A 12,828-nucleotide genomic window follows, 5' to 3' on the forward strand; every position below is an offset into this window, starting at 1 on the left:
TTTCTGAGTCTGAAATTATAAGTAACTCAATGGATTCACCGGTGTTCCGTTTACATGTACTTCATAGTGAAGATGCGGTCCGGTTACAATTCCCGTCGCACCGATCGCCGCAATATTCTGTCCCCTGGACACCTTCTGTCCTGCACTGACATACACGGCGCTGCAATGCTGGTACCATGTCTGGATTCCATTTCCATGATTGACTACTACATAATTTCCACGTGCGCTGTTATAAGATGCCGTGACAACGGTTCCGGCTTCCGACGCATAGATCGGCGTTCCGGTCGCTCCGCCAAAATCGATACCGTCATGTCTGCTCGTCGCACCTGCCGTCGGAGCTGTACGATATCCATACCCGCTTGTGATCCGCGGACTTGCAACCGGGTAAGCCAGTGTACCGTTTCCGGACACATAGGAACTTCCCGCACTTGATGAACTTCCGGAAGAAGATGCGGCCTGAGCGGCTCTCCTTGCAGCTTCTGCTGCTGCCTTTCTGGCAGCTTCCGCTTCCGCCTGACGTCTCTTGGCCTCTTCGGCCTCCTTAATCAGCTGCTGAAGCTTTGCGGCATTTTCACCGATCTGCTGTTCCAGACTGGAAATCTGCACTTCCTTTTCCGCGAGAAGCTGGTTGACACTGTCACGCTTTGCAATCAGGTCATTCTGAAGTGTCTTTAATTCCTCTTCCTCTTTCTTCAGTACCTGTTCTTTCTTTTCAATCTCCTTTGTCAGCTGTTCATACTTTTCCAGCATGTTTCTGTCGTACTCGGAGATTGTCTGAACATACTCTGCTTTATTCAGCAGGTCTCCCATACTCCTGGCACTTAAAAGGATCTCAAGCAGGCTGGTGTTTCCGTTCTCATACATATATTTTATGCGAAGCTTCATCGCTTCATACTGGTCATTTTCCTGAATCTGGGCCTGCACAAGTTCATCCTGTGCTTTTTTGATCTCATCCTGCTTCTTTGTCAGCTTTTCCTCCGCTTCCTGCATATCGCTGATCACCTGATTCAGCTGACCGGCAAGTGAATTTTTCTCATTCTCCGCCGCTTCTTTCTGCTGCTGAAGCTCCTTTCCTCTCTGCTCGGCCTCTGAAATAGAATCAGCCTGCACAGGAACTGCGGTAAGTGAAAATATCATGATGCCCGCCATGAACGCAACTGCCATATGTCTGGCTTTCTTTTTCAACATGATCTTTTGTCCTCCTTATGACTACGCGCGCAAGTGCTTCCGAATGGTGATAAAACTTCCAAGGAATCCGATACCGGCACCCAGAGCAAGCCCTACCGGAAGCAACGTACGGTAAACATCCATGACAGGAATAAAATCAATAATATTGTTCAGAAGACTGAATCTCGTCATAATATACTCTACTGCCTTATTATACATGAAGTAGAGAAGAATCAGAGGAATAATCGCTCCCACGATTCCGATGATAAGACCTTCGATTACAAACGGCGCCCGGACAAACCCGTCCTTCGCACCGATATATTTCATAATGGCAATCTCTTCACGCCGTACCGTCACACCCATTGTAACTGTGTTGCTGATCAGGAATACGGATACAGCAAGCAGGATCGCGATAATCGCAATGGATACATACCAGATCAGGGAGTTCAGTCTTGTCAGTGTCTTGGCAACAACGTCAGATTTGTTGACATTGCCGACTCCCTCCAGACTCTGTGCGTGCTCTACGATATCCTGCTGTTTTGAGACATCGCTCATATACACCTCATAGTGATTGGAATTGATCAGCGGGTTGTCATCAGCAAATCCCTCTGCCGCATCTTCATTGCCTGCAAAATAATCTTCCTGGAACTCTTCCCATGCCTTTTCTCCTGAGACGTACTCTACTCTCAGGACACCGTCCTGCTGTTTCAGGTCATCTCCGATGGCCTGAATCTGCTCTTCGGAGGTGCCTTCATTAAAGAAAACTGTAATCGCAACCCCTTCTTCTGCCTTCTGAACCATGTAATTGAAGTTCATGACGATCGCAAAGAAAAGGCCAAACACGAAAATACATGCTGCCATCGTTGCAACAGAAGCAAGTGAGAACAGCTTGTTACGGAAAATGTTCTTAACCCCCTGCTTTGTCGAATATCCTATTGTACTAATTTTCATTATTATACCCACCTTTTTGTTCGTCGCTTACAATAACGCCCTTCTTCATTGTGATAACGCGTTTTTTCATCTCGTTTACGATTTCCTGGTTATGTGTCACGACAAGGACCGTCGTTCCACGGTCATTGGCCTCCTCAAGAAGCTTCATGATCTCCCATGAATTGGTCGGGTCGAGATTTCCCGTAGGCTCATCCGCCAGCAGGATCGCAGGCTCATTAACAATTGCTCTTGCAATGGCCACCCTCTGCTGTTCCCCTCCGGAGAGTTCTTTCGGAAACGCTTTATATTTCTGTGCCAGTCCCACAAGCGACAATGCTGCCGGCACTTTCTGCTTGATAATACGCGGTGATGTCTCTGTCACGCGGAGAGCAAATGCAATATTCTCATAGATATTCCGGTCTTTCAGAAGACGGAAATCCTGGAATACAACCCCCAGATGTCTCCGGTACTGAGGTATCTTTCTGTGTTTCAGACGGTTCAGGTTCTGGCCGTTGACAATAATACTGCCGCTGGTCGGATCCAGTTCCTTTAACAGTAAACGAATCAGTGTAGATTTCCCGGAACCACTGTCACCGACAATAAATGCAAACTCTCCTTTTTCAATCTTCAGGTTTACACCATTGAGCGCAGCAATCCCTTTGGAATACTCCTTCGTTACTTCCTTAAATTCAATCATAAGTCTCCTCCTGCTAATTACTGATACTCCTTGTAATCTGGCTGCCTTTTAGTATTCCTGTGTCTCCATATACTTCATGTATTTGACTACCATCAGCGCAATCTTGAAAGTAATGGCATCCTCGAACACACGAAGATCCAGCCCGGTGCTCTTCTGAAGCTTGTCAAGACGGTATACCAGTGTATTTCTATGGATATACAGCTGTCTCGATGTCTCAGATACATTCAGGCTGTTTTCAAAAAACTTGTTGATTGTTGTCAGCGTCTCCTCATCAAAGTCATCCGGGGATTTTCCCTCAAAAATCTCCCTGATAAACATCTTGCACAGCGGAATCGGAAGCTGGTAGATCAGCCGGCCGATGCCAAGCGCGCTGTATGCAATGATATCCTTCTCCTCAAAGAAGATCTTCCCGACATCCAGAGCAAGCTTTGCCTCTTTATATGATTTTGACACTTCCTTGATATCACTTACGATCGTACCGTATGCGATATGAGCCCCCTCTTCGCCTTCTGATTTTAACATAGAAAGCATCTCTTCGGCAACCTTTTCCATCTCGGCATAGCCTTCTCCCGCGGAAAGCTCCTTTACGACAATAATATTCTTTTCGTCTACGGCCGTGATGAAATCTCTTGTCTTTCCACCAAAAAGAGTACGAACATTGTCAAGTGCATTCGTATCTTTATCGTGAGAAGTTTCAATAATAAAGATAACACGTCTGACGTCAGTGTCAATATGCAATTTTTTGGCACGGTTATAAATATCCACCAGAAGAAGATTATCCAGCAGAAGATTTTTGATAAAATTATCTTTATCAAACCGCTCTTTATATGCGACAAGCAGATTCTGAATCTGGAATGCCGCAATCTTTCCGATCATATATACGTCGTCATTTCCTCCGTTTGCAAGAAGGATGTACTCCAGCTGATGTTCGTCAAAAATCTTGAAGAACTGATATCCCTGGATCACCTGGCTGTCGGCCGGAGATGCTACAAAAGAAAGTACCGCATTCTCATAATCGCCGTTTTCAGGGAATGTCGATGCCAGCACCTTCCCATCGATATCCATGACACATAAATCAATTCTCGTTATTCCCTTTAATCCTTCAATGGTATTCTGTAGTATCTGGTTTGATATCATTCCGACTCCTCTTTTCTCCATTTTTTGTATGCAATTTTCACAATCGCATTGTTCTTTTCTTTCGTTTTCTAAAACTCACCTATGTTATATACTAATATAAATTCACAAAAAAAGAAAGAGGAAATAGCATTTTTTTATGCATTTCCTCTCCCCGCATCCGGTCTTTCCACTGCATGACTCTGTGCATTGTGACGAAATTACTGTTTGCTTCCCGACTGCCCCTGCTGTTCCTTTTCTTTCCTTTTTATTTCCGATTTCAGTTTGAATTTTACAAAAAAATCCTGCAGTCGGCTTTTTTTATTATTTTTCTGTTGTATATTCTTAATTACTTCACCAAGGCCCACCCAGATTCTGGCATCCAGCACAGACTTGTTCTCGCCAATAAAATCTTCCTGAAGCGGAGATGGAAGCACGGAAATGATACAGTCAATCTCAGCTCCATTGATCTTATTGACAATCATATCACTCACTCCGGGCCTGTCCTCAACGATCTCGGCACCGGAAATCTCAATTCCGGAATAGTACCGCTCCAGATACTCCCTCAGAATTTCCTGTTTGTCGTCTCCCGGCGCCAGCAGAAATACTTTCCGACGATCCTTTTTCAGATATCTGAGAAACATCTTGACAAACAGATTCGTTTCAGCCTCCCGAAGAAGCGTCCGGTCTTCCACCCCCGACAACTCCAGAAGTGTCCTGTCTCCCACGACAAGAAGATCCATCTGTGCAATCTTCTCCCGAAGATCACCTGTTTCTGTCAGTTCGATTACTGAACTTCCGGCCAGGATCTCTATAGTACTGATCGGTTCCGTTTCCATATAGCGGATTGCTTCCTGCATTGCCTCTTTTGCTGTATATCCGTCTAATTGTACGCCTAAAACCTCAAACTTTTCACACATACTATCACCTATCATTCCTAACCGGGCAATTATAGCAGACCCCCAGCCGAATTTCAACAATTCTCACAAACTCTTCACACAAATTAACACTTTTGTAAAGCTACAAGCCAGGGGGCCAGGAACATTGGACGACGGAAAGCAAACTCGTTTGCTGGACGGCGTACATATGTTTCTGGGCGTATGGCGACAGCCATCAAGCGAGGAAATCGGTCATTTCGCTTCCCTCTTCCATTTCCCCTCCTCCGATTTCCGAGCTTGCCCCTGGCGTATCTCCATTCACTCCCCGGTTTTCTTTTCCCTCCTCCTTCGGTTCACCATTCCTCCGATTCTCCCTGTCTCCTTCGAGGAAAGAGACTTCCATCCGTCATTCATCACCTGGTCCAGAAGTCCAAGTTCTTCCGCAATCTCGTATTTTAACTTTTCCTCTTCTGTCAGTTCGCTTAAGTTGATTTTCTTTTCTTTTTTCTGAGACATAAAAATACCCTCTCCTTTCATGGAGAGAGTATTTCCATCCTTTTCCTTCTTTATACGCCTTCCGGACGCTCCGGCATCACAACGGCCGCGATGAAATATCCCAGGACTCCTGTCCCGAAGCTTGCGCAGGTAAACAAAACGTATCCCAGCCGTATGATGGTCGGATCAATGTGGAAATATTCTGCCACACCTGCACACACTCCGCAGAGCAACCTGTCATGATTTGAACGGTATAATCTTTTTTCCGGTTCCATATCTTCTATTCCTCCTGTCCGTTTATCTGAGTTCTCCGTTTCTTCCCGAATTATTCAAATACAATTTCGATGCTTCCTGCCATACAGTCAGCTTTGATCTTTTTCCCTGTTCCGTGGTTCTGATCATAGTTTTCCTGAAGTCCCGAAGCAACGGATTCACCGTCGATACTGATATCTCCTGCACTTGCCTTCATCTTATAATCGTATTCAGACCGGTCCCCGGAAAGTTCGAGTGTAATGCCTCCTGCATTACAGGAAACGTCTGTATCGGACGGGCTGTTCCCTCTGCTCAGTTCTACACTTCCTGCATCACATTCAATCTCTATCTTCCCTACCGAAAATGTATCTGCCTCTACAGCTCCAGCGTCAACATCGAGATCCAGCTTCTCGCATCGAATCTCCTCAAACCATATAGATCCTGCACCGGCATATCCTTTTACCTTATCAAATTCAATCTTCTTCGGTACAGTAATAATCACCGTAGCATCCGAGTCATCCTGCCAATGATTATTTCTTTCCTTTTCTGAGCGAACCACAAGTTTTGTCCCGTCTTTTTTCACTTCCAGATCGGACTCCGTATCCACATCTCTTGTGTCAATCCGTATCTGACCGGACTGGCCCGTACTGGTCTTTACCTCGACTTTCATTGCTTCTGCCCGGATATCCAGACTTTGAATTCCCGAAAAACTCTTGAAATATACAGTATCTCCTGTTTTTTCGTGATGCTCTGTGTCATTTTCATGAAGCCATCTGACATGCGGGAAAAAATCAGATGGTATTTCTGACCGGTCTATTCCGATCGCTGCTGCCGAAACACACATCCCCGCTCCCAGAACAGCCAGTATTCCACAAGTAATCAGAACACCTTTCCACCTCTTTCTCATACTATGCGCGCTCCTTTCCTCTGTAAAACAGTCTCCTTGTGACTCCTGTCAACACCCGGAAAATAAACGGAACCATGACGCAGCAGAGTCTGACGCTGAACACGGTAAGCAGAATTCCCGCGGAAAGCAGAAGAAGCCCGATTCCGCAGACGAGGAATCCTGCTGAAATTGAAGAAAACATTACTGTCACTCCTGCCACTGCCATCGCCACTCCGCAAACCGCAATGCAGAATGAAAAAATAACAAAAGCAAAAAAGATTCCGAAGGCTCCTGCAATCAGTCCAAAAAGCCCTGCTACAGCTCCGCCGACGATTGGAATCACGACAGGAAATCCTACACAGATAATAAGTATGATCAAAATAATTTTTAATGTCCTGCTGGTCCAGGGCCTCCTCTCCGGCTGCCCGTCTCCGTATCCGCGGTACGACTCCTCTTTTCCCGTGTAACCGCTGCTTGTCGTATAGTCCGCCGGCACCTCTCTGTCGTCGTACCGGCTCTGAAAAAATCCATTCTCAGCGTACGCATCCCCTGCATCTTCCCCTCTTAATCCTTCCCGGATCATCAGGGCAACTTTCTCCGGACTTCCCAGTTCTTTTATGATCTGTTCCTCCATCTCCGGTCCTGCATCCGCAAAATAGTCTTCATAATACTGGACGGCCTCTTCCCGCTCTTCTTCTGAAAGATCGCCGAGAAGTATTCTCAATCTTTCCAAAAACTCCTGACGATTCATCAAATCATTCCTCCCTCAAAAATATCAGTAATCTTTTTTGAATATTTCAGCCACTCGGACCTGTACAGCTCCAGCATGACCGCTCCCTTGTCAGTTACTTTATAATACCGTCTGTTCCTTCCGTCATACTGTCTGTCGTAGACCTCCAGGCACTCATCTTTCTGCAGTCTGCGAAGCACCGGGTAGAGTGTGGATTCGGAAATGTCAATCGCCTTTCTGACATCCTGCGTAATCTTATAACCGTATGTCCCCTCTTCTTCCCGCGATACAACCGCCAGCACAATTGCATCCAAAAGGGCTGCTCCGGTATTAAAAACCATAGCCTCACTTCCTTTTATATGCCGGGGTATCCTCCCCGAAACTTATTGACTCCTATATCATATCGTTTTCTATATTATACGTCGTATAATATTGTACGTCAATGAATTTATATAAAAGAAATGCGAAAGATTTTCTGAAGACTGCCACAAAGGACTTTTCTGCAAAATAAAAGAGAACCCCGTTTCCAGGATTCTCCTGTCTTCTATCCCCGCACCTGAACTGCAATCATTCTTCCAAGACATACACCTGCCAGACAGCAGATTACACTCAGGGCAATATAAAGTCCTCCGCTCAGCATTTTTCCCTGTTCCAGAAGCGTCCAGGCTTCCAGCGAAAATGTGGAAAATGTGGTAAAGCCTCCGCAGAATCCGGTCTTCCAGAACCATGCGTGTCTTTTTGACACATCAGGATCCTCCCCCGCCAGTATTCCTGCCAGAAAACCGATTACCACCGCGCCCAGCAGATTGGCCAGGAAGGTCCAGACCGGAAAATCTCCCCTGACCGGCAGAAGACTCAGTGCGTACCTTGCCGATGCGCCAAGTGCTCCTCCCAGCGCCACATAACAAACTCCCGGCATCTTAACCTTCCTCCTTTTCCTTTGTCAGTGGGGTTCGTATAAACGGCTCTTCTACAGCCGGATCCAGAAGCTTTTCATAGGCTCCGGTTTTCCGGTAGGCATTCCCCCACGTTTCGTTTTTCCGGTACTCCCGGATCTCTTCTATAGGAAACTCCGCCATCAGAATCCCCTCCTCCTCCGATGCCATCAGAATTGTCGGATCCTGATATCCATCTTCACCGAACACAACCGGAGAAAACGCACAGGACTGTCCCCATCCCCTGCCCGGATAATTGGCCATGGCAATTCCGGTCATATTTTCAAAGGCACGTGCCTCCAGCTGGTGCAGGCGGGCGGGATTCATGTCGCAGGCATTCGGCACAAGAATCAGTTCTGCTCCTTTCAGCATGAGAACCCTTGCACTTTCCGGAAATTCTCTGTCATAGCAGATCATGATTCCGATCCGGACACCGTCAAATTCTGCGGTTTCAAAGGACGTTCCGCTCTGTAACAGCGCCTCCAGGGAAAAGTCACACGTATGTACCTTGGCATATCGAAGAAGGATTTCTCCTTCTCTTCCTATCAGAAATGCTTCATTCTGCGGTCCTTTTTCCCCTTCATACATACCGGTGATCACTGCGCCGACGGAGAGCCGCTTTGCCGTCTCCCTGAGTGTCCGGATATAGGCACTGTCCTCTCCAACCGCCTGAGAAATCCATGCCTTTCGCTCTTTTTCTCTTTCTTTCTGAAAGGGATCATCAAATGCCTCCGGAAAAGGCGGCGCATATCCAATCGACCACATTTCCGGGAAAAGCACCAGATCCGCGCCTGCCCGCCCGGCTTCCTCCATATAACGGACAGCCAGATCCAGATTTGCTTTCACATCATTCGGCACTGCCTTTTTTTGTACCAGTGCAATTTTCATTTCTTTTGCTCTCCTTTATCGCGGAAGGATTCCGTACACAACTGCCGCCTGTAAAACAACAGAGAGCGGTACCAGAATCCGGAATTTCCATTTTTTTGTCTTATGGTGAAAAACGGTCATGCCAAAAAGAGCTCCCGCCCCTCCAAGGCAGAAGGCACTTCCAAGGAGCGCTGCCTCGGAAATCCGCCATCTGTCATGCTTTGCTTTCCATTTATCAATTCCGTACAATATCAGTACGATTACGTTCCAGGCCGCCATCACCAAAAGCAGGTACTGCCAGATCATCGCTTCCTCCTATACTCTGATCTCCTTTCCAAGTGCAAAGGAATAGATCAGTTTTTCTTTTACATGTTTTCCAAGACTCTTTTCCAGAGCTTCCTGATAGTATTCCAGCTGAATACGGTAACGCTCTGTCAGTTCTTCTTCCATTCTGACACGGTCAGTCTTATAATCGAGCAGGACGATTTCCCCGTCTTCCTCGAAAAACAGGTCAATAATCCCCTGCACAATCAGAAGTTCTCCACTTTTTTCTCCGCCGTTTTCCGGATAAATCCGGTCTGCTTCCACGCCAAGCACAAACGGCTGCTCTTTTTTCAGCTTTCCGTTCTGTGCCGCTTTCTGCATCCGGGCCGCACAGTCCGACTGTAAGAACTTCAGAATGTCTTCTCTTTCCACAGCCCCGGCGGATGCCTCATCGATTTTTTCCGCTTCCACGAACTGCCGGATTTCCTCTTCCAGTGTTTCCATGGTATAGGATTTTCCAAAATCCAGAAGTTCCAGAATCCGGTGGTAGGCTGTTCCTCTTGCCGCTCCCCGGATCTTCGTTTCCCCTTTCCTAAATTTGGGAATGATCTCTTCCTCCGGTTTCTCAAACAGGCGGACACCATCCTCTTCTTCCGGCTGCGGCTCATGCGCCGCCCGTTTCAGTTCCGATACAGAAAACTTTCTCTTCCACCGGCTTTCCTCTTCATACGGATACCGAAAGAGATAGCTTTCCATCAGATGATTCCGGATTTCCTCATCATAGAGCTGCTCCGGATCAATGGCTTCGATATCCTCCCTGCGGATCTGTTTTCTTTCTTCCTCCATCACGGATTCCATCAGCACGTCTTCTTCCGTCAGAATTTCTACACGAATCGGCACCTTCTCTGACCATTCTGGATCATCCAGCCGGACCAGCGCCGGAATCAGGAAGTCCAGATAGCTTCCTGCCTTTTGCAAAAGCCCGAAGGAAAGCTGCCGCTCTTTCTGGCTTTTCACCCGCTCATACTGCTTTTGCTTTTCCTCTGCATGTTTCATGGTTCCGGTAATGATGAGCTTTTCCTTTGCTCTTGTAAGTGCCACGTATAAGACACGGAGCTCCTCCCCCAGATTTTCCAAACGCGTTTCATTCTGGATCATCTTTTTCAAAAAGGACGGTGCCTGCATCCGCTCTTTTAAATAGACTGCATCCACACCGATCCCCAGATCCTGATGGATAACCACCTTTCTCTGAATATCCTGGGTATTAAACTTCTTTCCCATTCCGGAGACAATCACGATCGGGAACTCCAGACCTTTACTTTTATGAATACTCATGAGGCGCACCGTGTCAGCCATCTCATCGCTTGTATTGGCTTCCCCGTAATCGACCTGATATTTCTGCAGCTGCTCCACGTACCGCAGGAAATGAAATAGTCCTTTGTAACTCGTGCTTTCATACGCTTTTGCCTTCTCGATCAGCATATCCAGATTCGCTCTTCTTTGTATGCCGCCCGGCATGGCAAGGACATAGTCCCGGTACCCAGTTTTGGATACAATCTGCTCCAGCAGTTCATGAATCGCTGTGTACGGCACCTGTTCCCGAAACCTGTGTACCTGTTCGTAAAATACGCCAAGTTTCTCATCTTTCGTGTCCCTCGCAAAATCTGCCGCCGCCTGGTAAAACGGCTCTTCCGGATACGCGCACCGGATCCTTGCAAGCTCCTCATTTGTCAGTCCGCCAAAACAGGAGGAAAGCACTGCCGCAAGCGGAAGATCCTGCTTTTCATTATCCAGAATTTTCAGATAGTCCAAAAGAAGACTGATCTCCCTTGTCTGGAAGTATCCTTCCTTTGTCCCGCAGAATGTCGGAATTCCTTCCTCATTCAGCACCTTCGAAAAGACATCCGTCCACCCTTTGAGGCTTCGGAGAAGAATCACGATATCTCTGTAGGATGCCTTTCGATAGACACCGGTCTCCTTGTCCAACACCTCCGTATTTTTCAGAAGCTCCTTGATCCGGGCCGCCACAGCCCGCGCTTCCAGCTCTTTTGCCTCCAGCGACTCTCCCTCTTCGATCAGCAGGATCTCCGTATCAAATCCTTCCTTTTCCTCGAACTGTGCCCCCACGTACAGGGCCGCCTGCTCGTCGTACTCCACTCTTCCAAGAGATACTGTCATGATCTGATAAAACAGGAAATTGACCGCATCCAGCACTTCCCCCCGGCTGCGGAAATTTTTGTGCAGGTCAATTCTGCGTTGGTTCCCCTCTCCGTCCGTCTCGTAGGATGCGTACTTTGCCATGAAAAGCTCCGGTCTGGAAAGCCGGAACCTGTAGATACTCTGCTTTACATCCCCTACCATAAAGACATTATACTGCCCGTGGCTGATCCGTGAAATCTGCATCAGAAGCGTCTCCTGAATCAGGTTGCTGTCCTGATACTCATCGATCATGATCTCTTCGTATTTCTTCCGGTATTCCTCGGCGATTTCTTCTTTTTTCAGGATCCGGAGCGCATACTGCTCCATATCCCCAAAGTCAATCACACCGGCATTTCTCTTCTTTTCTTCAAAAGCCCGGCCAAACGCAATAGTCAGCCGCACTAGTTCTCCGGCAAACGGGGCTGCCTGTCTCATATCCTCTTTTAAGTCCGCCTCTGTCTCATAGAAGAACTGTTCTTTCAGGGCGGACAGCTCCTTTTTAACCTGCTCTCGTAAGGACTTGACAAATGCTGTCTTCTCCTCAGAAACGGATTTGTCTCTGTTCACAGCAAGCCTTGCGAACGACGCCCCCGCAATCTGCTCCTGAAGCTCCCCAAAAGTCTCCTCTGACCGCAGAGAGCGGATCAGTCCGATATCCGAGGAAATCGTATCGGCATATGCGGCCGGTCCGTCCGGCTCCTCACACAGCTCTGCCGCGTAACGCAGTTCACTTTCCATATCCTCCAGTGTTTCCTTTGTATGCTCCATAGCCGCCTGGACAAACGGAATCGTATCCCACGGTTCGCTTTTGACGGATTCATATCCTTCGATGCTGTCCAGAAGCCATTCTTCCGGATCCGGATTGCTTCGTGAAAACTCGTAGAGCTCCAGAATCAACTCCTCGACTTTTTTGTCGTCTCTTCCCGTTGATGCCATCTCCACAAAGTCAGTAAATGAGCTTTCCCCTTTTGCATACTCCTCTTCCAGAAGGTTTTCCATCACTTCCTGCATCAGCAGTTTTCGTTCTCCTTCTTCCAGCGTCCGAAACCCCGGCTCCAGATCAATCGTGTGGAAATAATCCCGGATCACGGACAGGCAGAAGCTGTGAATCGTCGTGATCTTTGCATGGTGGATGAGCGTTGCCTGCCGCTGCAGATGCGCATTGTCCGGATCTGTCTCCAGCTTCTTTTCAATGGCACCGCGGATTCTCTCTTTCATCTCGGCTGCCGCTGCCTCTGTAAAGGTCACAACGAGAAGCTGATCCACATCGAGAGGATTTTCCCCTTCCGTCAGCCTGGTAATGATCCGCTCCACAAGGACGGCCGTCTTTCCGGAGCCTGCCGCCGCCGAAACGAGAAGATTACATCCTCTGGCCGCTATGACCTGCTCCTGTTCTTTTGTCCATCCCATGATTC

Annotated in this window: 14 protein-coding genes; all 14 read right to left on the minus strand. The window is 47.6% G+C overall.

What is annotated here, in order from left to right:
• Positions 1–15 precede the first annotated feature (15 nt).
• Positions 16–1,188: a murein hydrolase activator EnvC family protein gene (locus tag Selli1_RS12005; protein ID WP_281873097.1), complete on the minus strand. Its 1,173-nt coding sequence runs from the start codon at positions 1,186–1,188 to the stop codon at positions 16–18.
• A 21-nt stretch (positions 1,189–1,209) separates the two neighbouring features.
• Positions 1,210–2,118: a permease-like cell division protein FtsX gene (gene ftsX / locus Selli1_RS12010; protein ID WP_191427027.1), complete on the minus strand. Its 909-nt coding sequence runs from the start codon at positions 2,116–2,118 to the stop codon at positions 1,210–1,212.
• The gene (gene ftsE / locus Selli1_RS12015) at positions 2,108–2,794 is read right to left on the minus strand and encodes a cell division ATP-binding protein FtsE (protein ID WP_087169397.1); all 687 of its coding nucleotides are present in this window, start codon (positions 2,792–2,794) and stop codon (positions 2,108–2,110) included. The genes ftsX and ftsE overlap by 11 nt, the downstream gene beginning before the upstream one ends.
• Before the next feature lie 48 nt (positions 2,795–2,842).
• A complete protein-coding gene (locus tag Selli1_RS12020; protein ID WP_087169398.1) occupies positions 2,843–3,931 on the minus strand; it encodes a PucR family transcriptional regulator in 1,089 nt (362 codons plus the stop codon).
• Positions 3,932–4,128: 197 nt separating this feature from the next.
• A complete protein-coding gene (locus Selli1_RS12025; protein ID WP_158099221.1) occupies positions 4,129–4,827 on the minus strand; it encodes a WecB/TagA/CpsF family glycosyltransferase in 699 nt (232 codons plus the stop codon).
• 276 nt (positions 4,828–5,103) lie between these two features.
• Positions 5,104–5,301 carry an alpha/beta-type small acid-soluble spore protein gene (locus Selli1_RS12030; protein WP_204864409.1) on the minus strand — a complete coding sequence of 66 codons (198 nt, stop codon included), beginning with the start codon at positions 5,299–5,301 and terminating at the stop codon, positions 5,104–5,106.
• Between the two features lie 50 nt (positions 5,302–5,351).
• The gene (locus Selli1_RS12035; protein WP_087169401.1) at positions 5,352–5,555 is read right to left on the minus strand and encodes a PspC domain-containing protein; all 204 of its coding nucleotides are present in this window, start codon (positions 5,553–5,555) and stop codon (positions 5,352–5,354) included.
• A gap of 50 nt (positions 5,556–5,605) precedes the next feature.
• Positions 5,606–6,439, minus strand: a complete 834-nt coding sequence (locus Selli1_RS12040) for a DUF4097 family beta strand repeat-containing protein (RefSeq protein WP_281873099.1) — start codon at positions 6,437–6,439, stop codon at positions 5,606–5,608.
• 1 nt (position 6,440) lies between these two features.
• On the minus strand, positions 6,441–7,169 hold the full coding sequence (locus tag Selli1_RS12045) for a DUF1700 domain-containing protein (protein WP_281873101.1): 729 nt from the start codon (positions 7,167–7,169) through the stop codon (positions 6,441–6,443).
• Positions 7,169–7,489 carry a PadR family transcriptional regulator gene (locus tag Selli1_RS12050; protein ID WP_087169404.1) on the minus strand — a complete coding sequence of 107 codons (321 nt, stop codon included), beginning with the start codon at positions 7,487–7,489 and terminating at the stop codon, positions 7,169–7,171. Before Selli1_RS12050 ends, Selli1_RS12045 begins: the two co-directional genes overlap by 1 nt.
• 203 nt (positions 7,490–7,692) lie before the next feature.
• Positions 7,693–8,067 (minus strand): fluoride efflux transporter CrcB, encoded by a 375-nt coding sequence (crcB, locus tag Selli1_RS12055; RefSeq protein WP_281873102.1) that lies wholly within the window; start codon positions 8,065–8,067, stop codon positions 7,693–7,695.
• A gap of 1 nt (position 8,068) precedes the next feature.
• Entirely contained in the window at positions 8,069–8,971 is a 903-nt protein-coding gene (locus tag Selli1_RS12060; protein WP_118637533.1) for a carbon-nitrogen hydrolase family protein, read from the minus strand.
• A gap of 15 nt (positions 8,972–8,986) precedes the next feature.
• Positions 8,987–9,256: a DUF1294 domain-containing protein gene (locus Selli1_RS12065; RefSeq protein WP_281873104.1), complete on the minus strand. Its 270-nt coding sequence runs from the start codon at positions 9,254–9,256 to the stop codon at positions 8,987–8,989.
• A gap of 9 nt (positions 9,257–9,265) precedes the next feature.
• Positions 9,266–12,823: a helicase-exonuclease AddAB subunit AddA gene (gene addA / locus Selli1_RS12070; RefSeq protein WP_281873105.1), complete on the minus strand. Its 3,558-nt coding sequence runs from the start codon at positions 12,821–12,823 to the stop codon at positions 9,266–9,268.
• Between the last annotated feature and the right edge of the window lie 5 nt (positions 12,824–12,828).

The sequence above is a fragment of the Sellimonas catena genome (genome assembly GCF_027924685.1).
GTDB classification, from domain to species: Bacteria; Bacillota; Clostridia; order Lachnospirales; family Lachnospiraceae; genus Sellimonas; species Sellimonas catena.

What these genes read in the sequence shown, in the direction of transcription:
- addA (WP_281873105.1), bottom strand. Translation starts at nt 12,823, where the DNA reads ATGGGATGGACAAAAGAACAGGAGCAGGTCATAGCGGCCAGAGGATGT.
- Selli1_RS12035 (WP_087169401.1), bottom strand. Translation starts at nt 5,555, where the DNA reads ATGGAACCGGAAAAAAGATTATACCGTTCAAATCATGACAGGTTGCTC.
- Selli1_RS12020 (WP_087169398.1), bottom strand. Translation starts at nt 3,931, where the DNA reads ATGATATCAAACCAGATACTACAGAATACCATTGAAGGATTAAAGGGA.
- Selli1_RS12045 (WP_281873101.1), bottom strand. Translation starts at nt 7,169, where the DNA reads ATGAATCGTCAGGAGTTTTTGGAAAGATTGAGAATACTTCTCGGCGAT.
- Selli1_RS12005 (WP_281873097.1), bottom strand. Translation starts at nt 1,188, where the DNA reads ATGTTGAAAAAGAAAGCCAGACATATGGCAGTTGCGTTCATGGCGGGC.
- Selli1_RS12030 (WP_204864409.1), bottom strand. Translation starts at nt 5,301, where the DNA reads ATGTCTCAGAAAAAAGAAAAGAAAATCAACTTAAGCGAACTGACAGAA.
- Selli1_RS12060 (WP_118637533.1), bottom strand. Translation starts at nt 8,971, where the DNA reads ATGAAAATTGCACTGGTACAAAAAAAGGCAGTGCCGAATGATGTGAAA.
- Selli1_RS12065 (WP_281873104.1), bottom strand. Translation starts at nt 9,256, where the DNA reads ATGATCTGGCAGTACCTGCTTTTGGTGATGGCGGCCTGGAACGTAATC.
- Selli1_RS12050 (WP_087169404.1), bottom strand. Translation starts at nt 7,489, where the DNA reads ATGGTTTTTAATACCGGAGCAGCCCTTTTGGATGCAATTGTGCTGGCG.
- Selli1_RS12025 (WP_158099221.1), bottom strand. Translation starts at nt 4,827, where the DNA reads ATGTGTGAAAAGTTTGAGGTTTTAGGCGTACAATTAGACGGATATACA.
- crcB (WP_281873102.1), bottom strand. Translation starts at nt 8,067, where the DNA reads ATGCCGGGAGTTTGTTATGTGGCGCTGGGAGGAGCACTTGGCGCATCG.
- Selli1_RS12040 (WP_281873099.1), bottom strand. Translation starts at nt 6,439, where the DNA reads ATGAGAAAGAGGTGGAAAGGTGTTCTGATTACTTGTGGAATACTGGCT.
- ftsX (WP_191427027.1), bottom strand. Translation starts at nt 2,118, where the DNA reads ATGAAAATTAGTACAATAGGATATTCGACAAAGCAGGGGGTTAAGAAC.
- ftsE (WP_087169397.1), bottom strand. Translation starts at nt 2,794, where the DNA reads ATGATTGAATTTAAGGAAGTAACGAAGGAGTATTCCAAAGGGATTGCT.